Raw genomic sequence first — 23,222 nt, 5'->3', positions numbered from 1 at the left:
TGAGATTATTATATCTTAGCATGGAGAATTGATGAATTGAATTAGCTTACAATTTGAATGTGTATCTTACATTTTCGTCACATGATGTATGGTTTCATTTTCGATAAATGTTAAGTTAAAGATGGCATATTCACCATATTGAGATTCCGCCGTTAACCGATGTCCTAGCATATTGCTCAGTTTTTTTGATAAATATAATCCATAGCCCGTGGCCTTCATTCCACTTCTATTTTCTGATGATGTATATCCCTTATTGAATACTTGCCCTATATCCTTCCCTAAAATACCCTTGCCACTATTTTTTATCGATAAGGTAATTTCATTATCATTCTTTCTTGCATTGATGATGATGTGCCCACCATATGGCGTATATTTCACAGCATTAGATATGATTTGAGATAAGATATATCCGCTCCATTTTTCATCTGTCAAAACTTGATACATCTCTCCTTCAATGGAAATTTGGATCTTATTATAGCTAAAAAAGTTTGAATATCCCTTGAGGGCATGGGCAATGAGTCTTTTAGTACTCACCTTTTGAATTTTATAGTCATCATAAAATCGATTGCTTTTCAGTTCATAAAAAACCCGCTGTACTGACTCTTCTATGGCAAACATTTCTGTATCAATACTTTGATACAAGTCTCTAGAGAGATCATGCTCATGATTTTCTAATGTCAATCTAGCAGCAGAGATGGGTACCTTCACATCATGGATCCACTTTGTAATAAATTCCAGTTCCTCTGTTGCTTTCGTATCTATATCCGCCTTGTACTGTTCATACTCCACTACTAAGTTATGTACAAGTGCTGCATATATCTTATCTGTAGGATATGCAAAGTCATCCAACTCCTCAAAAGAAGCCTTTAAATCACAATACCGCATAAACCTTTTTACCCGAGAATTAAAAATCCCATAATCGAGTGCTACAAAGGTCATAAATAGCAAACCCCATCCCGTCATGATATAATTGGCATTTGACTGACTAATATTAAAACTTTTGTCTAATAAGTAAACTACTAGAGAGAATGTGAAGGCTAGCATGATATATAAATAGGTGATCCATCTTTCTTTTACATATTCTATAAAATTCATATTAATCGATATCCTTCCCCTTTAATGGTCTTTACATATCCTTCAAGTCCAATTTCTTCTAATTTTCTACGCAAGCGATTGATATTGACCGTGAGGGTATTATCATCCACAAAGCTTTCATCATCCCATAAAGCCTTCATCAGACGTGTCCGGGTAACAATATTACCATGGTTTCTAATCAACAAAGTTACTATCTTGCATTCATTGGGAGTCAGCTCGATTTCCCTTTTACCACAAAATACTTCCAGCCGCTCTACATTTAAAATTAGATCACGGTACTGCAGTACATTTAGGGTTTGGTCACTGTATGAATATGACCGTCGTAGTGTTGCCTGTATTTTTGCAATGAGTAAGTCCATGGAAAAGGGCTTTTCGATATAATCATCTCCTCCCTGTGCTATGGCTCGTATTTTATCTCCATCGGTATCCCGAGAAGAAATAAACACGATAGGGATATTAGACAGTTCTCTAATCTTTGCACACCAATAAAAACCATCATAATAGGGTAGATTAATATCCATTAACACGAGATGAGGTTCAAAGGAGGTATAATTTGCAAGAATATTACTAAAGTCTAAAACCTTTATAGTTTGATACCCCCATTTTTCTAAATTATCTTTAATGATTGAAGAGATGGTATCATCGTCCTCTATAATTAATATTTTATACATTTCACTTCACACTCCACTTAATCTTAGGATTGACAATTATATTCACTTTGTTTCGTATTCGCTATGATGTCTCATGTTCCCTTCTTTAAAATAAAAATCATGAAAATGCAAGGCCACTGAAAAAAATCATAATTATATGACTTTTTCAGTGACCTCCCTGTTGGGTGATTTTTCCTTAACGTCCACAATCATCATGATTCGGATTTATTTAAAAGTTTTCGCCTTTATAAGTCTCCTTTGTGATGGTACTCACAATCCTTTGAAAATCAAAATTTATTTCTCGGTCCTCTTGCTGGACATATCCTTGACTTTCAACGACATCCCTGATATATATTTCGTAGGGCACCATGCTATCATCAACAGTTATGACGATATCCTCTGGTAAAAGACTATCTAACCTTCCTACAAAGGGAAATGCCATTTGTACAGATTGGAGGTCATTTGTTGGGTTATGCATTTCATAGGTTGCAGTCACCCTGCCTTCAATGCTATAGCTAAATTCACTGGAACCAGAGAAATCAAAGACAAGATTTTCATTTTCTACTATAATTGGGGTACCCTGTGTGGTTTTATTCAAGAACATCATCAAGGGTTCAGCCTAATGAAATTGGATTCTTACTAAATAACTTGTCTATAGATAGAGTGGTCCACTCTAATAACCAAATGTTTTTGATAGGAAGACTATTTAGTACAGCTTATTACTTTGGATAATATCTTTATTACGTGCTTTTCTTTCATTTATGACCCTTTATCTTAATATTTTTGCCATATAATATTCGTCTACCAGTTCCCCCTTAACTAAACAAGATTTTTCTTTAATACCCTCTACCCTAAATCCCATTTTTCTATAAAGTGTAATGCCATTTTCATTATTGATCATAACGGTTAATTCAAGCCGAATAATTCCATTTTCCATTGCCCATTTGTCTAATTCTTCAAATAGCCTTTTTCCAACTCCTTTTCCCCTGAAGCTTTGCCTAACACCAATGACGATATAGGCACTATGTTTAATCCTGTTTACATGTTCCCTGTCAGCTGATAGAAAGCCAACTATTTTTTCCCGGCTTTCAGCTACCAGTAGCAAAGAATTTTCATTGGTTTCATGAATTTTTCTTTTTAAATCTTCTTCATTTGTGTCTCTTTCCCCTGGTTCATATAACATAAAGCTTGTTTCAGAATCTAACTTATGTAAAAACATTAAATACTCCTTGGCATCCTTTGCATCAGCCCTTCTAACTTTTATCATCTTATCTTTCTCCATATTTTTCTCCTCCGCATTATAGCATCATTGCGATTTTCTTTCACTACTAAAGTTTTAAAATTGGTACCTTTCATTTCTTCTTGCTCTTTTCTTAACCATTGGATACTTACTTCTTTTCTATCCATATAAGATAAAAGAAAAGCTTGATTTGAGTTATATACCTCTAAAACCCAATTGGGACTCATTGCCCATCTTGATATACTACTTCTGCTTTCTCCCTCAGGGGTCCAGCTCAACAAATTATCTGTTTCGGTATTTCTTAATCTCATTTGTTTATTGCAATATGGACACTCCATTAAGCAGCACCCCTTTCAAATCATGTTGAGAATCAATTGCTTGCATCGAAATTTCGATAATTTTCATATGATAGGTATATTACTCCCAGTAATTCTCCAACATGTTCAAATTTATTATTTTCATCATAATTGTAAAGAAACTTCACACCATCAATCCATCGACTTTCTACATGGGTACCTAAACCTATATCGTTATGTCATACTCCATTCTTTTAGCAGTTTGTCTTGCAATCTCAGAACCTAACAATCTCTTGACTATATGAAACGACATGTTAATTCCTGCAGAAATACCTCCTGAGGTAACAATATTTCCTTCATCAACAAACTTTACACCATGTTGCACATAAATTTCAGGAAATTCCCTTTGTAATCTTTCAAGACTAGCCCAATGAGTAGTTGCTTTTTTACCTCTAAGTAAACCTGCTTTAGCTAATAATAAAGCCCCGGTACATACAGATGTCATAAGTTCAACTTTCTCAATTTGGTTTGATATCCATCTTATCAAAGTATCATTATGTATTTCTCGCTCTCTAGCGCCTAATCCACCGGGAATAATTAAAATATCTAATTGAGGCATATCTTCAAAACTATAATCTGGCTGAACTCTTAAACCATTTCTTGCAGTAATCATATTTCCTTTCTCTGATATAGTGCTAACATGAAAAGGATTCATTTGATTTGCTATGGTTGTTACAGAAAAAACCTCAAAAGGCCCCGCAAAATCTAAAACTTCTACATCGTCAAAAATCAAGATTCCAACTTTCCATTGTTTATTTTCCATATGTCTCCCCCTCTAAATTAGATACTTCAGCAATAAAATTTAAAAATCTCTTAATTTCATGGAAATGGCTATTGAGATCTATGTGTAGAGGGACTATCGAAGGTAATGGTTATCTCTTTTAGCTTCCGATGCCAAATGAAATGATCATACCCTTCTCCCCAGTAGTTCTTCTTGATGATATTTGGTTCTCCTAACTTCTTGCACCAAATTTGTTTGGCTTTGGTATAGCCACTGTCAAGACAAAATTCTTCTACATTCATACCCATTAGCGCTAAGTACATTGAATTTAATAGTAGGGAACCAATTCCTTTATCCTGATATTGTGGTAATATAAAAACTGTGCCGATTTCTCCCATATGATTATACTTACCTTTAGAACAGTTTTTGATTGCCTCACCACAGGGACCATAGGCTACGGTTCCAACAATCTTCTCTCGATATCGTGCCACAAGGAAAAATCGCTCTTCTCCATTTGATTCCACATCCTCTTCTAGAAATTTCTTTTTCTCTTTCACTTCACTATTTATCTGTTCATCATAGCCTCCAAGACCTTCTTTTTCCATGGTATCGGTAATGACTACTCTAAATAATTCAGTAAGTTCTTCATAGTCTATTGCAGTTGGTCTATGTATTGAAATATTCATCATTTGATTTTCTCTCCTCCTTCAAACAGGTCACTTATAAGTAGGATCATATTAATTAATGAAGCTTCATAAGAATGAATCACTTGTATTCATCTATTTTAATTTCAATTATTTCCCTTAAATTCCTTTTAATTTATAAATAAAAAAAATCCTTCCTCCGATTTACGTAGGAAAGATTTCTTATTAATTCATTTGGTTTATTAAATCTATGCTTTCAAAGGGGGATTCATAAGCTATTTTGTGGCTGATTGTGCAGCAATTCTACCAGTGGTAGCAGCAAATTTGTAGCGCTGAACCACTCATGTATACTCTACCGTAGAATGGCCTGTTTGCCATTTCACCGGCTGTGAATAGACCTGGAATGACGTTTCCCTTTGTGAAGGTGTTACTTTAATCCAATCCACTCATCAAGAAGTTTATTAAGGCTGGTTTCAAGGGTGGTTTTTTCAAGATATAGATCCTTTAATCGATTAAAATCTGTGGCATTTGCATTGATTTCTTCTTCTTTAGCAGAGACTAATGCCTCAATTTTATTTATTTCTTCCTCAATTTCTTTAAGCTTTTTGCTATTTAGTTTTGTGGACGTGTTGTTTAAATCCCCCTTTGGGCTCTTCGTTGATTTTGTATGTGTGGTGTCCCTTAGGACTCTAGACTCAACTAATGGCTTTTCAGTTCGTTTTTTCTCTGTATAATAATCATAGTTCCCTAAGTAGCTGACCAAGTCTTTGTTGCAAAGCTCAACTACTCTTGTTGCCAGTCTATTAATAAAATATCTATCATGAGAAATAAACATAATTGTTCCTTTGAACCCTAGTAAAGCTTCTTCCAACATCTCCCGTCCCATAATATCCAAATGATTTGTTGGCTCATCCATTATCAAGGTATTAACATCTTCATACATAAGCTGACAAAGACGAAGTCTACTCCGTTCTCCACCGGACAAGTTGCTCACTTTCTTGAAAACATCGTCACTATAAAATAAAAACCTGGCTAGTATTCCCCTTGCCTCTCCTTCAGTGCATACATAGCTTTCTCTAAAAGCTTCTAAAACAGTATGCTCTTCGCTATTAAAATAGACCTCCTGTTGCAGGTAACCTATTTTTACATTGGCCCCAATTTTAACATCTCCAGTATCTGAAGAGACTTCACCTAATAGTGTTTTGATAAAAGTCGATTTACCGCTGCCATTTTTTCCTATTATGGCTACTTTTTCTCCGATTCTGAGATAAAAGCTCAGATCATTAAATAAAATCTTTTCTTCTAGGGCTTTATATAAACCTTCTACCCATACAACGTCTTGGCCAGATCTTTCCTGGGATGACAGGGCTAGTTTCATTTTGTCATGATCCGTTGTAGGTCTATCCACTTTCTCCATCTTATCTAGCCTTTTTTCCATGCTAAAGGCTCTTCTAAAAAGCTTTTCACTATCTCCTCTATTTGCCCAATCTTTTAATTTTTTAATTGATTCTTCCATAGACTTAATTTTCTTCTGTTGATTTTCGTACCTCTTTAATTCTTCAAGGTATAACCTTTCTTTTTCTTCCATATACAAGGAGTAATTACCTAAATAGGTAGATGCCCTACCAACTTCAATCTCGACTATTTTATTGACAACTCGGTCTAGAAAGTACCTATCATGGGATATGATGATAACCGTTCCTTTATACGCTACTAAGAATGCCTCTAACCATTCAATTGACTCTATGTCAAGATGATTTGTAGGCTCATCTAAAAGTAGTATATCTGGTTCCTCCAGTAGGATCTTTCCTAAAAGCACCGAGGTTTTCTCTCCACCACTTAAATCATTAAATTGCATATTTTTAAACTTTTCACCGATTCCCAAACCCTCGCATATCTTACTACGCTTTTCCTCTATATTGTATCCACCTTGACTTTCAAATGCTTCCTGGAGTTCAGCATATTTTCCCATGATCAACTCCAGATCTTTTCCCTTAGCAAAACACATTTTTTCTTCAAGTTCCCTTATAGACTGCTGAATACTCAGTTCTTTATGAAAGGCCATGTTTAACACGTCAATCACCTTGAACTCCAGAAGATATTCAGGTGTTTGTTCTAACCATCCAATTTGAGCGCCCTTTCTAATGGAAAAAACGCCACCATCACATTTTTCTACACCTGATATGATTTTAAATATAGTTGTTTTACCCGTTCCATTTCTGCCAACCATTCCGACTCTTTCGCCCTTCAATATTTGAAATTCAATATTCTTTAATACCTGATTAGCTCCATAATATTTTCCCACACCATTTAAAGATACTTCTATCATTTTTATCTCTCCTTTGAAAAATAAGCCTAGGTAAGAAAGTTTTACCTAGGCTTTATCTTACAAAGGATATTTATCTACATATTGGCGCTATCCGCTACCAATCATAGTCATTTTCCTTATTTTATATATTTATATGCAAAAAAGCCCAGGTAAGTAATCTTTACCTAGGCTAATAATTGATTTTATCAATGTAATTTAGTTAGCGGTAAAATGCTTACTTTCCATAGTTAACGTACTATTAAATTTAGACAGACTTATCCCTTGGTCTAAAATATTGAATCCTGCTATCGTTGTAGTATGGGATAATTTGTCTAATGTACAGTTAACTAGTGCTTTCATACTCATTTTCACCACTTTCTCTATTATCAAATAAATTATATCACAAATTTTAAAAATATTACACTATATTATTCATAATATCCCACATGACCCTAGTTAACCCCTTTCCAACAACTTTTCAATGGAACTAGCTTTGCAAAATAAGTTTAAATAATTCATGATGAGGTATAATCTATGTAGATACATTATTTAATTACTTAAATCAGTCATGCTGCTCTATGATCTGATTATTAAAAAATTGGGGTGATGAGTTGAGTAAAAAAATTATTGATATTAAACCTTTTGAATTTCGTGATGATGTAGGTGATCCTTTTTTAGCAAGAATGCATCATGTTGATTATTATCCGAAGAGCAATGGTCATATGGAGGTACCCGAGGCACAGCTAGTGGGCAAACACTCTGGAGAAGACTTTGACTTTAGTAGCGACTTTAAGATGTATTATGGCAAAGGCGTTCCTGGATTCCCTTCCCACCCCCACAGAGGCTTTGAGACAGTGACCGTAGTCCTCCAGGGCTATGTGGATCACTCGGATTCAGATGGTGCTTCTGGTCGCTATGGCGCCGGGGATGTCCAATGGATGACGGCAGGAAGTGGCATGCAACATGCTGAAATGTTTCCTCTGATCCATGATGATCAAGAAAATACCATGGAGTTATTTCAAATTTGGTTGAACCTCCCCAGTAAGGATAAGTTTGTGAAACCAAGTTATAAAATGCTATGGGCTGAAGATATGAAAGTAATAGAAGAAAAGGATGAAGCCGGAAATACGGCTACAATCAATCTAATTGCAGGGTCCTATAAGGGGATAAAAAGTTTAGATCCCAATCCTGATTCATGGGCCAATAACAGAGACAATCATGTTGGTATTTGGACGATTCAAATGGAACCAGGATCAAGTTTTACACTACCTAACATCTCTTCTACTTTAAATAGAAACTTATACTTTTATCAAGGAGACTCTATTACCCTTGATGATGTGCCTATCAAAGAGCATAGCATTATCAAGTTAGTTGGAGATGAAGAGATCAAAGTAACTAATGGTAACCACAAGAGTTATTTACTCTTATTAGAGGGTGAACCCATCAATGAGCCAGTTGTTAATTATGGTCCCTTTGTCATGAATACAAAAGAGGAAATTGATCAGGCCTATAAGGATTACCATGCCACTGGATTTGGTGGATGGCCTTGGGATCAAAGAGACCCTGTGAGTCCTAAAGATGTAGGTAGGTTTGCACGATATGATGAACATCGGATAGAAATCCCAAAGTAGAGTCTTTAGAAACAATCAAAAGCCGCGCAGTCTTTCAAGACAGCGCGGCTTTAATGTGTTGATTAATTGCGTTTTATACTTTGAATTTCATAATAATAGATTGTAGATTTTGTGCTAGATCAGATAAACCTTCACTTGCACTTGAAATTTCTTCTATCGAAGCGCTCTGTTCTTCCATCGAGGCTGAAACCTCTTCAGTGGATGCAGAATTTTCTTCCGCAATGGCAGAAAGATTTTGTAATGTATCAAGAATTTGATCTTTCATCTTTTCCATCTCTTCACCAGAAACATTCAACTCTGCTACGGCCTTTTCTGCCTCTTTCATTGCTTCTGAAATGCTTATATATTTATCTTTGCTTAACCTAACACTTTCCCCTTGTTCCTTCAATATGCTTGCAACATTTTCCATAATATCAACAGCAGCCTTTGAATTATTTTGTAACTCTTGAACCACAACATCAATGGTTTGTGTAGAGGCAGTGGATTGCTCTGCTAGCTTTCTAATTTCCTCTGCCACAACTGCAAATCCTCGACCTGCATCTCCTGCTCTTGCTGCTTCAATTGCTGCATTTAATGCCAATAGATTGGTTTGATCTGCTATGGAGGCAATCACATTGCTGGCTTCTCCGATTTCATGGGCACTTTCGTTGGTCTTAATAATCCCTTCATGAACCTTCTTTGTCTCTCGATTACTTGTCTCAGAAATCTTAGCCAAATTTTCAATTTCTTTGAGTCCTTCAGAGACCGCTTCACTGACTTTCTGGGATGCGGTGTTTAAATTTTTCAAATATACTTGGTCTGCTTCAATAGTTTCTCCAAGTAAAGATGCCTTTGAGGAGCCTTCTTCTGTATTCATTGCTTGATCTGCGGCGCCCCTAGCAATTTCTTCTATGGTTTTTGCGACTTCCTCCGCAGCGTTTGCTGATTGTTGTGACGTGGCTGTCAATTCCTCTGAAGAGGCTGCCACTTGGTTTGCAGATTCATCAATGGCTTTCATAATACTTCTTAGATTATTGATAACATTTTGAAGCGCAGTGGATAAAATCCCTATTTCGTCTTTACTATTTAATAATTTTTCATCTACATTTTCAGTAATATCTAATTTTGCTAATCTCTCAGCTTTTTCTTTAATTTTTATAATTGGCTTTGCGATTGAGTTCCCTAACAAATATGTAGTCGTAATACTAATAAGTAAAATAATGGCTATCATAATCATAATATTTCTTATCATTGCTGGTATTGTCTGCAACACCTCATTTTCATTAGCTGTCATTACCATTATCCAATCTGTCCCCGCTATTGGCGAATAGGCTGCATAGAGTTCCTCTCCATTAAAAGTATAGTGACTTAACCCTTGCTTTTCATCAATTATTTGTTCAAATAAGTTTGCTTCTGGTTCTATTGTTTGGTCCTGATCTACTTCTTCTATTGGGTTATACTCATTTAATACCCTTTCTAGATCTGGATGGGCCACCGTGGTTCCATTGCTGTTAATCATATAAGCATATCCATTTTCACCATATTCCATTGAATTTGTAATGCCGCTTAAGGCATTCCCATTTCTTATTCCTATCATTACACCAACCACTTGGCCAGCATTTTCTATTGGCGTAGCATACATCATAACAATTTCTTTAGTTACATTGTTCACAATTATGTCTGATACATTGGATTCTCCATTAAAGGCTTTTTTAATATACTCATGTTCCCCTAACACTTCTACGGTTCCATCATTATAGTAAGCATTTCCATCAGGATAAACAATTGCCAATGCTAAAAAACTGGTTCTGCTTAATTGTCTTTGCAGCATAGGATGTTGTACTTCCCAATCCATACTTTGGAAATCTGGTATCTCTACCAGTACTTCTAATGTTCTCATCTGCGTCTCGATTCTACTTTCCGTTAAGCTAGCGCCATTGTAAGCTGCTAATGCAAGAGCTTGTTCTGCTTCGGTTTCAATAGAATCGCTGGCATATCTAATCGAAAAAATTCCAATAGCTAGAGATGAAACCAATAGCAAAATAGAGAAAAAGATAACTAGTTTTGTTTTAATACTCTTCATGTGTATCCCCCCAGTTCTTTTAAAAAAACGAACCCCTATCAACAGAATGTTCTGATAATAAAGGCTTCAATTATACTCTGCAACCGGCTGTCATATCAATCAATTGATGAAGACCCTTGGCTTTGCGCCCTTATCTTTCGATAAGTTTGCCCTTTTATTTAATTGTTTCACTTCCATGCATTTTTATACATATTACCATATTTATCAAATAAAATCTACATATACATTCCAAAAACTGAAAAAACTGTCAAAATAATCTCTTGACAGTTTTTAACTATTTGCCGATAAAAAGCGCTCAAATGAGCTTGAATCTACAGGTTTACTAAATAAATAACCTTGTCCTAATTGACAGCCCATTTCTTGCAAATATAATAGTTGCTCAACCGTTTCGATTCCCTCTGCCACTACTACTAAATCTAAGCTGTTGGCCATAGCAATAATTGCTTCCACTAAATTTCGCTTTTTATGCCCCTTCGTAATCTCATCGATAAAAATCTTATCTATCTTTAATTTATCTAGTTGAAGAAGACCTAACTGGCCTAGTGAAGAGTATCCAGTCCCAAAATCATCCATAGATATCTTGACTCCGTATTGTGTTATTTGTTTTAGATTTTTAATAATGACAGGAAATTCCCCTAAAGAAATGCTCTCTGTTATTTCTAATTCTATCAAGCTAGATTCTATGTTATGCTTTTTCATTATGTCAATTAGCATTTGAGTAAATCCTGCTTGTTCAAGCTGTCTTGCTGAGATATTAACTGATATAGGCACAATACGTAAACCCTTTTCTTTCCATTGTTTAATTTGCCTGCAGACCTGTTCTAAAACCCATTTCCCTACGAGAATAATTTGACCTGTTTGTTCTGCAATTGGAATGAATTTCATGGGTGACACCATTCCTAAAACAGGATTTTCCCATCGTAATAAGGCCTCTGCTCCCACCACCACACTTTGATTATCGATCTCAAATATTGGCTGAAAATGTATGGTTAATTCATTATTTACAATTGCCTCCACTAGATGATTGGCTAAAAGGAATTTTTCTTCAATTTTTTGTGCCATTTCATGTTCATAAAGACATGGCTCATCTAATAGCTTTTCCTTTGCCTTGTACATAGCAATATCCGCACAACGAATTAATGTCTCTGCATCTGTTCCATCCTCTGGAAACCTACTGATTCCCATGTTAACACTCACATGTAGTAGAGTATTCTTTATGTTAAAGGACCTTTTAATATCTTTAAATATGTTTTTTGAAAATTGGATGACTTCTTTTTCTAAAATTGATGGCTTACAAAGAATCACAAACTCATCACCACAAAACCTAGACAATATGTAGCTTTCGTCCATTAGATGTAACAGCCTTTTTGAAATTTCAATAAGTAACCGATCTCCCAAAAAATGTCCAAGGGAATCATTAATTTCTTTAAATCCTTTTACGTCTATATATACCACGGAGAATTTCCCACCGCTATCTTTGTATTTTTCAACATATTCATCTGTTTTTTGCAAAAAATAGTTACGATTATATAATCCAGTTAATGTGTCCTTTTCCTGTAATTCACTCATTCGATTATCAATTCTCTTCTTATCCGAAAGATCTTTGAAAATACTGACATAATGTGTTGTGTGATTTTCATCATTGCTAATACTGTTAATGGTCAGCCACCCAGGAAAAATATGACCCTGTTTGTTTTTACTCCATATTTCTCCACTCCAGCTACCTTTGTCTTTTATTTGCTTCCACATATCTTCATAAAAAATATCACTGTGAATACCTGAATGAAAAACATTATAATTGTGTCCCTTTATTTCTGCAAATGAATACCCTGTTATTTCACTAAAAGCACAATTGACCCACTCTATGATGCCCTGTTCATTTGTGATGATAACACCCTCAGTATTGTTTTCTAATATTTTTCCAAATAACCTCAATTCCTTCTCATAATCCTTGTTCTTAGAGATATCGATATAAATGAGATAGGCACCTATGATCACCTGATGATTAATAATCGGATAACAGAAAATCTCAACATCAATTAATTTTCCATCTTTTCTTCTTCTCTTGCCTTCACATCTAATAACTTGTCCCTTATAGACCCTCTCTATATTGGCCTCTACCTGATTGTCCATTTGACTGGGGGAAATAAATCCACTGATTGTTTCTCCTTTTATCTCCTCTGTCCTATACTGAAAAAGAGTAGCATACTGACTATTTACATTCCGAACTTTTTTATTTTCATCTAAAACAACAACCCCATAGGGAAAATCAAGAAACAATGTATCAAACATCAGTTTCTGCTTTATATTGTCTGCACGATCATAGATAGTAGTAAATAATACATTACCATATTCTGTTTCAATAGGAAAACTGTATACCTCTACTTCTCGTTCTTCATCATTCACCAAACGGTGTGTAAATTGGAAGCGATTACGTTCTTCTCCTTTATCATCTTCTATTTCTACTGTAGTCTCTTTCTTATTTGACACATTGATGTCTTGAATCCGCATCCTTAAAAGTTCTTCTTTTGTATAACCATAATATTTGATAGCAGATTGATTGACTTCTAGTATTTTTCCAGTGTCAGGATCTATTAAGAGTAGGGTACCATTGTGATTTTCAAACAGTAAACGATAGATTTGATCTTTCCCGATCAGCTTCCTTTTTAACTCCTCTATTTCACTAATGTCAACTATCAATGCATACAAAAGTCCATTCTTATTAAAAATCCTAATGTCAGCCAAAAAAAGGGCTCCATTTTTTCTTTTATGAGTCCATTGAAAGGAGTGTTGTTTTTTAGATTTCAGAATAGATCCAACAATCTCCTCTTCTACAATTTTTGATACGCTTCCATCTAATTGTTTTTCAGGAGAGAGTTCATAGGGTTTTAGTCCAATGATTGCTTCTTTACAATCATATTCAAAAATCTCTAATGCGACTTTGTTACAATCAACAATTATACCATCTTTAATTATCAATAAAGAAAAGGGAAGTAAGCCAAATAAATCATCGGTATTAAAACCATAATTTATAATACTTTTGTTCATAGGACACCCTCCAAAATTTTATTCTATTTTAATTTTATACCCTTCATATAGTATACAAAACCTATAAAGTCATTTCATGTCATTTTTGGTTATATTTTCTTAGTTTTTTTTTATTACATAAAAATAGCCACACAACAATTATATCGATGTGCAGCTTATCATAATAATTTTATGCTTATTCACTTGCTTAAGTGGATTCTCTAAATCTTCATCTGCATTTGGACTCACTATTTCACGATAAGCACCGTAGTATCAATTTCCTGTAATACAGCATTACTTACACTACCTAGGAATACTTTTTTCAAGCCACTCAACCCTCTTCTGCCTAGGACAACCATATCAAATCCTTCCTCTGTAGCGACCTCAACGATGGTTTCAGCAGGATTCCCTTTCTTTAGAATGGTATTCACCTTTATGTTCTTTGCTTGGAAGATTTTTTCAGCTTCCAACAAAGTATTTTTGGCTTTTTCTTTGGACTGCTCAACTTCCTTATTGAATCTATCTAAATCCTCCTGGGTAACATTCTGAAATTCACTCCAATAGGGTCCAGCGAAATTCTTATCATAAACGTGAATGATAGAGACCTCATCAACTTGACAACCATCAGCGATTTTAGATGCCTCTTCTACAGCTTTTACACTTTCTTGCGACCCATCAGTACAAACTAAAATTTTCATATCGATTGCTCCCTTCTTTTTTTATTATTTATTCAACCGTCCAACGCTATGCTTGTAGTTAGGACACATTCTTTGTACTGCAAATCACGACTAATCCTATTTATAATTTACCCTCACCTAATAATAAGTAAACATGATTTCTTTAGCATAAAAATGAACCCCCTACAAATAAGGGAGGTTCATCTTTTCTTCATTAATAATTCATATTGTGGATATTGAAAGCGTTTTCATTTGTCCAAAGAATTAATTATGCGTATTCTACATCTCCAAGTGCATTGCTTAAATCTTCATCTACATTGCTTATTGGTTTAATATCAAAGTTGTCTACTAAATATTGTAGCACATTAGGAGATATAAAGGCTGGTAGGCTTGGTCCTAAGTACATTCCTTTTATTCCTAGAGATAATAATGCCAGTAAATCCGCAACTGCCTTTTGTTCATACCATGAAAGCACAATGGTAAGTGGTAGTGAATTTATGTCTGTTTCAAAGGCATCAGCTAGGGCTGCGGCAATTTGAACTGCTGAATAGGCATCATTACATTGACCAACATCTAATAGTCTCGGTAAGCCTGCTACCGTTCCAAAATCCAGCTTATTAAATCGATACTTACCACAGGCTAATGTCAGAATCACACAATCCTTAGGCACTTTTTCTGCAAATTCTGTATAATAGTTTCTTCCTGGTTTTGCACCATCACAGCCACCTATCAAGAAGAAATGTTTGATTGCTCCTTCTTTGACTGCATTGACAATGGTTCCTGCATGGGATAATGTTGCATGATGTCCAAAACCCACTAAAATTTCTTTTACTTCTTGGTCTTCTTCAAAACCGCCTAGTTCTAATGCTTTGTTGATAATTTCACTAAAGTCCTTGGTTCCATCTTCTTTTACGTCAATTTTCTTAACGCCATCAAAGCCCACAACATTAGTGGTGAATAATCTATCCTTGTAGCTTGCCCTTGGTCTCATCAAACAGTTGGTGGTCATGAGTATACATCCTGGTACACCATCAAACTCCTTCTGTTGATTTTGCCAAGCAGAGCCAAAGTTTCCTACTAAATGCTTATATTTGTTCAAAGATGGATATCCATGGGCTGGGATCATTTCTCCATGGGTATAAATGTTCACACCTTTTCCCTCTGTCTGTTGAAGCAGCATTTCTAAATCCCTTAGATCATGGCCAGATATAATGATAAAAGGCCCTTTTTTGGTATTCACATTTACTTTTTGAGGAGCTGGATTTGTATAGGTTGTGGTGTTGGCTTCATCCAATACCCTCATTGCTTCTACACTCATCTCTCCTGTTTTCATTGTGAATCCGATCAAGTCTTCTACAGTTAACTGATCATTTGTGGTGGCTTCTAGTCCTAAAAAGTAAAATTCATTTACTTTATCACTTTGATAGTTAATAAACCTTGCTTGATGACCATAGGCACTTACCCCTTTTAAACCAAATAGTATTGTCGATCTCAAGGAACGGATATTTTCATCAAGGTCTTTGTCATACATAATACCTGCGACGACAGCATCCTTTAACATCTCTTCCTTAGTAATACTAAGATTATATGTAGCAGCATCAGGATACTGTCCTTTAGGTGCTTGTTCTCTTAATGTTTCCTTTATTTTTTGTGACTCCTTTAATAGCTTCATATGGGTCTCAAGGTCAAAATTCACATTTGTTAGGGTTGTAAAAAGTGAATCTTCTACAAATTTTATGATTTCCTCATCTAATGATTGTTCCATTTCCATCAAAGGCTTTGCATAACAGGCGATCCCTTTCAATTGATATATCAGTAAATCTTGTAAATTTGCTATTTCCGGTGTTTTTCCACAGACACCATTCTTAGTACAGGCTTTTCCGCCCATGGTCTGTTCGCATTGATAACAAAACATTAAATTTTCCAAGTTCATCTCTCCTTTTATCATATTAGATATTTTTTCCACCTACATTATCCTCTTTACCCACTGTACAATCCTATTAATCAAATTTGACTTAGATTACTCTGATGCGATCCCATCGACTCATATCCACTGAATTTTCAACTTCTCTTTTTTTAAAATTTCAAGTGCTTAAATAGAGAAAAGCCTAAGCGCGTTCTCAGGGCTTAGGCTTTGTATTCAAAATTAATCTAGTGTCTAACTTGTTTATTCCTTTACTTTCTACTTTGAATCTCTTTTACGATCCTATCGATCAAATCTTGAACTTCAAATCCGCCTTTTTCACTGATCATTTCCACTGTGGCTATGGATGACATGGTTTTAAATACAATTGGATTCTGTAATTTACTAAACTTAGGAGATAGATTAAATAGGAATTCTTTGATAAATGGGTATTCCTTAACTAAGTCCCCGATAATTGTTTCTTTTGTAATTCCATACTCATTTTCTATTCCAGTATGCTCAGTCACTTTACTTTTAGGTTCTTCTTCTTTATCACCCCAGGATAGTAGTCTCTGACTTCCAGTTAGACTTCTGATTTTTGTGACGTCCTGCATCATTTCCAATACGCCTTTAAAGTTTCCGTCTTCATCTCTTACTGCATTGTAAATGATGTAGATAAACTTCCCACCCATTTCCAACCAAAATTCCGCTTCATCATGTTCTCCTGCCCTAAATGCTCTGATGATCTCTTCCACGGTGTGGACACTTTCCCTTGGATGACAGTTTTGTACTTCTCTTCCGATCACGCCAGCACTTCTGGGGAATACCCTATGCTTTGTATCGCTGTAAAACTTCACAATTTCATTTTCATCTACAAAGGATAGATCTACCTGCAAATGTTTAAATAGGAGATTAATCTGTTCTAGGGTCAGCTTCCCTTGGCTAACATCAAGTACTTCATCATTGGATGCCTTTGTCAGCATACCATGTTTTTGGAGCACATTTGCTAGATCCTTCAGTAGCTCATTATTGGAAGAAGTGTCCGTGTCTTTATTCTCTTTTTTTCCATAGGGTAGTGGGGAGTCGATTAAACAATAGCCTATTTCATCGTCTCCCTTTCTCATCTCGATAAAATCCTCATCGGTCAAAAGATCCATGGTAGTTGGAAAGAGGATTTCTTCTTCTTTTACCATCATGTCTTCTACCATTTCAATCACTTCATCCTGAATCTCTAAAAACGCATTATCCTGATCAGTTTCTAAATACTCTTTGGCTTTTTTAATCATATCTCTGATATTATTATCTAGTGTCCACATTACTTTAGAAGGCTTATCGAAGCCTTTCTTTTCCAGTGCGGTGAATAATTGGTTTTGTTTTCTGGCAAAATGGATATTGATCTCACCTAACTGATCATAGTATTGTGCCCATTGATTTTTGATGAATTTTTTCTTACTCATTTCCCTCATTTCACCAAGAATCCTACGAATGGCATCCACCTCATCTAAGTAGGTTCGAATAGGATGCCCCGACGGTAAATTCAATTTGGTGGTTACAAGAACCCCATCAAAAATTTCTATTATTTCCTCCATTCGCTCTGCAAGTACATCATCTGATATGCCGTATTTTTGAAGATACTGTTCACAAATGGCAAATTCCTGTGCAGTCACCTGATCAAATGATGCCTGCATCTTTATTTTAGCCTCTTCTAGAGAAATCTCTCCATTTAGGTAACTCCGTTTAATCATCATTATCTTTTCAATCTTCTTCTCGTCAAATTCTAGATGCTCTCCCATTTTGATTTTTTCAAGTTCAGTCTTTGGGGAGAAATAGACATGAAATTCTTCATCGCTTACTTTTTCTACGTATCTTTCAAAACCCTTATATTCCATCATCTTGTACATGGGAAAAGGTTCAAAATCCTTAATGATATGTATCCCTTCATTTGGTTTCAAGTCTTGGATTGCTTTTGTGATACAATCTCTAAAGGTTTCATGCTCACCGCGACCATCTATGGTAATGTATTTGATATCTTTTTTCATAACGTAATCATCCCTTCTTTTCTTAATTATTTTCTATATTTATAATGATAACACTTATCAATTATATATTCTGTGACAATTGTTACATCTTATTATTTTTGCATGATTTTTTTATAATATACCCTCCATTATAAATCTATCTCTTTCTGAAAATGATGATAATCCTTGAGTGAATTCCACTCACCACCCCATGTCCACCCTCTGCTCATAAAGGCATGATAACATGCATCCCCTTTTGTTATCATACCTTTTCTAACATCCAGTCTATTAACGTAATCCCCCCCTTGTAATGGTACAATTGTGTCGCCTTTAATATATGGATTCTGAATCGGGTTTATATCAATGGCTAAACCGTATCCATGTTTTGATATCCGCTGGGTTCCTTCAATTACTCTAAAAGAAAAAGCATATGTATTGTTGTCTTCCATAGATAGGTCATCATCTGCATCATATTCATCAATTAACCTCATTTTAGCAATGGGAAACCTAGCCTCATACAATTCTTCAAATATCTCAATTACCTCTTCTGCAAGCTTTCTATGAATGATGAGCTCTCCTGTTTGTTCTTGTTCATGAAAATCCCAGTAAGTAACCCTTAAATAGGACAGATCTTCTAATCCTACAGGGGCTTCTTTTCGCCAAGATACACCTTTGATTTTACTAATGATCTCTTGGGGTAGGTCCTCATTTGTGAAAATTGGGGTAAAGTTAATCGTACTACTGATATGATTCAACTCGTTGTCAATATAATTAGTATCTATATTTGCATCTTCATTTTTATCTTCTTCTTTTCTATTTTCTAATTCTATATTTTCATCTTTTAACCCTGTACTTTCATTATCCGTCATTTCGCTATCATGTACTTGTGAAATTAAAGGCTCATTTTCCAAAAGGATTGTATCTATAGAAAACTTAATTAATAAAATTAAAAGGGTCACTACGATTAAAGTCTTACCAACTTTTAGGATTAACTTCATTTCATTCTCTCCTCTAGTACAATTCGACATTTAACATCTTCAGCAGCTTCTTCATCCGTTTCCAAGCTATTGTCTTGTTCTCTATCTTGGATGACATTATGATTAGCATGCTATTTACGTTTTAACTCAAAAAACACACCATCCCATAGTGTTATTAAAGTATCCTTATCCTTCATAATTAGAGTTGATCCTGGGTTAGTCCAATTTTCAATCCCAATTATTTTTACATTACTTTCTTCAATCCCTAAATCTGTTAGTTCTAGTCTGTAGCTTTCAAAAAAATCTTCATTATTTATAACTTCTTCCCTATATATAGGATTTTCTATAGATTCTCCAACAAAGCTTGCTTCATGTTCTGAAAACCATGCAATTTCACCAAAATATTTGCTTTTATATTCGTCATCGCTCATTGCAGAAATCGGCATATAATACGTCGTATCACTTGCCATCCATTCTCCGTAATACTCTTTTTCAGTTACATTTTTTCTTTCACAACCTGAAAGTATAACTATCACAACTACAATCATTAATAAACTACATATTTTTTTCATTCTTATAACCTCCTGATTTTTAAATATATCACGTAAATATGAACAGGCTAATTCTTATGATGTCAGATAACGGTCTCTCATCTGCGGCGTCCCAGCACCTTAGAAGGAGGCGCTCATGCCCTGGCAAGGGCTAATGTGCCGACTGTCCTGACGGGCTTAGATGGTGGGACGTGGTGAGCTTGACCTATTAGGAATACTTCCTTGGCTATCCAAAAAAGGAATACCTTGCTAAGATGCAATGTTATGTATAGTTGCCTATTCAACTCCAACGACCTACCCTAACAACTTTTTTAATAATCCAAATATTACTAAGTTAATTATTAAATAATTGTTGCTCCTTTGATATTAATTTAGGTACCCCGATTCCTAATGATGTTAAAAACCTGATCAGTTAGACTATTTTTAACCTATTTATATCCTGCATTCCCGCGATTTTGCCGAATGTATAACAAGGCCTCATTGAAAACATCTGTAATACCAATGGCTGTACCATTTTCCTAATTTCAGCTACCTTATTATACTTTTCATTTTGTAACGAGGTAAAATCTAGTTTTTTCAGTACTCTGGAGAATCATCGTTACACAAATCGGGAATCCAGGTTATATACACCTCTATAATTCTCAGGTAATAATTCTGCTATTTTCTTCATTATATATTTTGTGGCAAAATCTTCATATTCCTTTTTATCTTGCTCTTTTGCTCTCTTGGGAAAATCAAATTGTTTTCCAATGTTGATATAAACATCTGCATAATTAAAAGTTTCAGCACTCATATCTCCTTCTTTATTTATAGGTAACAGTTTTTCTGTCCCATATAATCCAATAGGTACAATAGGGGCCCCCGTCATTCTTGCTATAAGAAAAATTCCTTTTTTTGCTTCTATCAAGCTACCAACTTTACTTCTAGTCCCTTCTGGGAAAATCAATAAGCTTTCCCCTTGCTTAACAATCTTAATAATTTTCTTAAGACCCTCTTTATCAGCAGTATTAGGTTTTATATTTGTAGTCTTTATTACATTAACCCCTATACTTGTAAAAGCATTATTTGACAGCTTTACACCTGCTATAAAAGTTGGATCAATCTCTTTTAAAGCCTTGTCTAAAACTAATCCATCAGAATTGCTTAAATGATTACATATAAAAATAGTTGGTGTTTTTACTTCCTTTAAGTTTTCATTTCCCTCTATATTTATATTGGCATATTTTTTTAGATATTTATCAACAACTTTTTTAGAAATGTATGTGACAAATTTATCCGGTAAAATATTTATAATTTTTGCCGTTGTAGTGGATATCATTTGGTTACTCCGTCCTCCTGAATGTTTCTATACTTGAAATTATGTATTGAAACACGTAAAATGTCTAGCAGCATTATTTCTACTAATTTAAGCGACTTCTATTAGTACCGATGTTGAAAATCTAAGCACACTTTCAAATTTAGGTGCCCCCGATTTGCTAATTAATACAAGTCTTAATTAGCTTGCAACTCAATAATATAGACCCAAGAAATCAGCTCTGAAATGAATAGGCAATTTTATGGTCACCTAAATAATGTTTTCTAGTTGTCAAGTTGCGGAATGATTGTTTGCGTTTAAAGGTATATGTAGCATTGTTTTTATATGTATTTTCAGTTATCTTGAATAGTTTTCTGTTCCACTTTCCATTGGCTTTCATATAATAAATGCCATACTCAATTCTTAATTTTAGTTCTTTATCCGTATCATTCATAAGCTCAAATGAAAACTCCAAATTATCACCGATTTTTATAGCGTCTGAATGAATTTCAAACTTTGTTATCTTACAGTTCACTCCATTTTCAAATCCAAATAGTTTCAATGCTTCATGATTGGCTTGCTTTAACAATGTCCTGCAGCCGTGTTTTACGATCCAGTCAGTTTCTTTATTATCACCCTTCCACATTTTTGAAATTTCAATAACTATATTTGGATGATCCTTAGCTATGTCATTTAAATTATTTGCTACGCTTCTTCTTACAAACTCAGAAGTATCATTTTTTAAATTCTCTAAAATTGGTAAAATAGGTTGCGGATTTAATTTAAAATCAGGCAATGCCATTGCCCAAGGAAGCCTTGGTCTACACCCCTCACTTGATAATCGTCTAACTAAGTGATTACTATGATATGACCAGTCCAACATTACTGACATTGTCTTTTCAGGATATTTTTTTATAAATGGTCTTATTGCAAATTCACAGCTTGTAAATTGAGTGATTTCCTCAATTGCATTGATGGAAATATCAAAATAATCAAGACCATATCTCTCTATAAATTCAGGGAAAAACATATATTCAATACTTTCTTCTTTTAATCCACTTTTCCTTATTTGATTAATTATTAGAATAATTGTTTGAATATCTTTCTCGTAATCATTATGTAAATAAGTTTTCAGAACAACTGCAATATGCTTCATTCTTTGTTTTAACTCTTTTTCGTCCCAATCATCACTCATCACGTCATTCACAAAAGATTCTCTATCAAACTTTGACAGTGTTTGTTCAAGTGATACAGAAAAACTTTCTATAAATGTTTTGCTATATAGATTCTTAAGAAGTTCTGCCATTTTTGCCTATCTCCTTTTTTCTACAATAATTGCATTCTCATCCATTAAAAAATTAAAGTTTTCTTCCTTATCAAGGCTCTTCTCTTCGCAACCAGTGAGCAGTAATACAGCATTAGCTGATTCATGATTTTTTCCGAAAATTGATAGTAAAATTACTTTTTCTTCCATACAACTTATCAAACTCAAAGCCACAATCATGTAATAAATCTTTAATTTCTTCTATCGACATTTTGTCTGGATCACCGCCTTGTTCTGAAATAGAAATAATACCATTAGGGCATAATAATCGATAAAATTCTTTAACATACTGTTGTTTATTTTCAATTTCTCCTAACACAGTTACCATATATATGATATCAAATTTATTGGTTTCAAAAGGAAAATCAACACCATTGCATAAATGATATTCAACGTTAAAAACTTTCTTCTTAGTCAATCTTTTCTTTGCCAAATCAAGCATTTCACTCTGAATATCAGCTAATGTTAATTTACTATTTTTTAAAGATTTAGCTACTTTAGAACTAAAATAACCTGGACCCGCCCCGACTTCAAGTACATTATCATTTTCTTTCAACTCAAGACGCTGAATTAGTTTTTTGGGCGAAAGGAACACATTTCTCAATGGGATAAGTAGAGTAAATGCAAATTGATATGGAAATATCCCTTTTTTGGCAAACCGGGTAATAATAGATGAACGTTTATCCTTCATTTTTTCTCCTCCTTGTGATAGTGAAAAAGGCACGCCTAACATCGGCTAAATAC

The 23,222-nt window shown here is 34.6% G+C and carries 19 protein-coding genes and 1 riboswitch; of the genes, 1 reads left to right on the top strand and 18 read right to left on the bottom strand.

All coding sequences use genetic code 11. From position 1 onward, the window contains the following. Nucleotides 1-66: 66 nt before the first annotated feature. The 8 genes from AMET_RS07190 to abc-f form a co-directional block, all read right to left on the bottom strand. A complete protein-coding gene (locus AMET_RS07190; RefSeq protein ID WP_012062698.1) occupies nt 67-1,095 on the bottom strand; it encodes a sensor histidine kinase in 1,029 nt (342 codons plus the stop codon). Beyond that, the gene (locus AMET_RS07185; RefSeq protein ID WP_012062697.1) at nt 1,092-1,766 is read right to left on the bottom strand and encodes a response regulator transcription factor; all 675 of its coding nucleotides are present in this window, start codon (nt 1,764-1,766) and stop codon (nt 1,092-1,094) included. Before AMET_RS07185 ends, AMET_RS07190 begins: the two co-directional genes overlap by 4 nt. A gap of 208 nt (nt 1,767-1,974) precedes the next feature. After that, nucleotides 1,975-2,352 (bottom strand): hypothetical protein, encoded by a 378-nt coding sequence (locus tag AMET_RS07180; RefSeq protein WP_012062696.1) that lies wholly within the window; start codon nt 2,350-2,352, stop codon nt 1,975-1,977. Between the two features lie 162 nt (nt 2,353-2,514). Beyond that, on the bottom strand, nt 2,515-3,027 hold the full coding sequence (locus tag AMET_RS07175; protein WP_012062695.1) for a GNAT family N-acetyltransferase: 513 nt from the start codon (nt 3,025-3,027) through the stop codon (nt 2,515-2,517). Continuing rightward, nucleotides 3,009-3,296: a hypothetical protein gene (locus AMET_RS07170; RefSeq protein WP_198135404.1), complete on the bottom strand. Its 288-nt coding sequence runs from the start codon at nt 3,294-3,296 to the stop codon at nt 3,009-3,011. Before AMET_RS07170 ends, AMET_RS07175 begins: the two co-directional genes overlap by 19 nt. Nucleotides 3,297-3,507: 211 nt before the next feature. Next, nucleotides 3,508-4,104: a DJ-1/PfpI family protein gene (locus AMET_RS07165; RefSeq protein ID WP_012062693.1), complete on the bottom strand. Its 597-nt coding sequence runs from the start codon at nt 4,102-4,104 to the stop codon at nt 3,508-3,510. A 68-nt stretch (nt 4,105-4,172) separates the two neighbouring features. Then, nucleotides 4,173-4,751, bottom strand: a complete 579-nt coding sequence (locus AMET_RS07160) for a GNAT family N-acetyltransferase (protein WP_012062692.1) — start codon at nt 4,749-4,751, stop codon at nt 4,173-4,175. Between the two features lie 382 nt (nt 4,752-5,133). Next, nucleotides 5,134-7,035 (bottom strand): ribosomal protection-like ABC-F family protein, encoded by a 1,902-nt coding sequence (gene abc-f, locus AMET_RS07155; protein WP_012062691.1) that lies wholly within the window; start codon nt 7,033-7,035, stop codon nt 5,134-5,136. 590 nt (nt 7,036-7,625) lie between these two features. Between abc-f and AMET_RS07150 the strand changes: the two genes are divergently transcribed. Continuing rightward, on the top strand, nt 7,626-8,645 hold the full coding sequence (locus AMET_RS07150) for a pirin family protein (RefSeq protein ID WP_012062690.1): 1,020 nt from the start codon (nt 7,626-7,628) through the stop codon (nt 8,643-8,645). Between the two features lie 73 nt (nt 8,646-8,718). On the opposite strand, the gene AMET_RS07145 is transcribed toward AMET_RS07150, so the two are convergent. The 10 genes from AMET_RS07145 to AMET_RS07100 all read right to left on the bottom strand — a co-directional run bounded on the left by AMET_RS07145 (nt 8,719) and on the right by AMET_RS07100 (nt 23,169). Beyond that, on the bottom strand, nt 8,719-10,707 hold the full coding sequence (locus tag AMET_RS07145) for a methyl-accepting chemotaxis protein (RefSeq protein ID WP_012062689.1): 1,989 nt from the start codon (nt 10,705-10,707) through the stop codon (nt 8,719-8,721). Nucleotides 10,708-10,782: 75 nt separating this feature from the next. After that, nucleotides 10,783-10,868, bottom strand: a riboswitch (cyclic di-GMP riboswitch). Between the two features lie 109 nt (nt 10,869-10,977). Continuing rightward, nucleotides 10,978-13,755, bottom strand: coding sequence for a sensor domain-containing protein (locus tag AMET_RS07140; protein WP_012062688.1), 2,778 nt, complete (start codon nt 13,753-13,755; stop codon nt 10,978-10,980). 227 nt (nt 13,756-13,982) lie between these two features. Next, a complete protein-coding gene (locus AMET_RS07135; RefSeq protein ID WP_012062687.1) occupies nt 13,983-14,432 on the bottom strand; it encodes a universal stress protein in 450 nt (149 codons plus the stop codon). 247 nt (nt 14,433-14,679) lie between these two features. After that, nucleotides 14,680-16,344 carry a hydroxylamine reductase gene (hcp, locus tag AMET_RS07130; RefSeq protein WP_408626401.1) on the bottom strand — a complete coding sequence of 555 codons (1,665 nt, stop codon included), beginning with the start codon at nt 16,342-16,344 and terminating at the stop codon, nt 14,680-14,682. A gap of 242 nt (nt 16,345-16,586) precedes the next feature. Continuing rightward, nucleotides 16,587-18,353: a PAS domain-containing protein gene (locus AMET_RS07125; protein ID WP_012062685.1), complete on the bottom strand. Its 1,767-nt coding sequence runs from the start codon at nt 18,351-18,353 to the stop codon at nt 16,587-16,589. A gap of 128 nt (nt 18,354-18,481) precedes the next feature. Continuing rightward, nucleotides 18,482-19,330 carry a M15 family metallopeptidase gene (locus AMET_RS07120; RefSeq protein WP_012062684.1) on the bottom strand — a complete coding sequence of 283 codons (849 nt, stop codon included), beginning with the start codon at nt 19,328-19,330 and terminating at the stop codon, nt 18,482-18,484. Nucleotides 19,331-19,440: 110 nt separating this feature from the next. Beyond that, nucleotides 19,441-19,881 carry a hypothetical protein gene (locus tag AMET_RS07115; RefSeq protein ID WP_012062683.1) on the bottom strand — a complete coding sequence of 147 codons (441 nt, stop codon included), beginning with the start codon at nt 19,879-19,881 and terminating at the stop codon, nt 19,441-19,443. A 577-nt stretch (nt 19,882-20,458) separates the two neighbouring features. Then, nucleotides 20,459-21,178 (bottom strand): lysophospholipid acyltransferase family protein, encoded by a 720-nt coding sequence (locus AMET_RS07110; protein WP_012062682.1) that lies wholly within the window; start codon nt 21,176-21,178, stop codon nt 20,459-20,461. A gap of 211 nt (nt 21,179-21,389) precedes the next feature. Next, the gene (locus AMET_RS07105) at nt 21,390-22,460 is read right to left on the bottom strand and encodes a DNA alkylation repair protein (protein WP_012062681.1); all 1,071 of its coding nucleotides are present in this window, start codon (nt 22,458-22,460) and stop codon (nt 21,390-21,392) included. 121 nt (nt 22,461-22,581) lie between these two features. Next, nucleotides 22,582-23,169: a class I SAM-dependent methyltransferase gene (locus AMET_RS07100; RefSeq protein ID WP_012062680.1), complete on the bottom strand. Its 588-nt coding sequence runs from the start codon at nt 23,167-23,169 to the stop codon at nt 22,582-22,584. Nucleotides 23,170-23,222: the final 53 nt, after the last annotated feature.

This window comes from Alkaliphilus metalliredigens QYMF, assembly GCF_000016985.1.
GTDB classification, from domain to species: Bacteria; Bacillota; Clostridia; order Peptostreptococcales; family Natronincolaceae; genus Alkaliphilus_A; species Alkaliphilus_A metalliredigens.
This window is presented reverse-complemented; position numbering and strand designations above follow the sequence as displayed.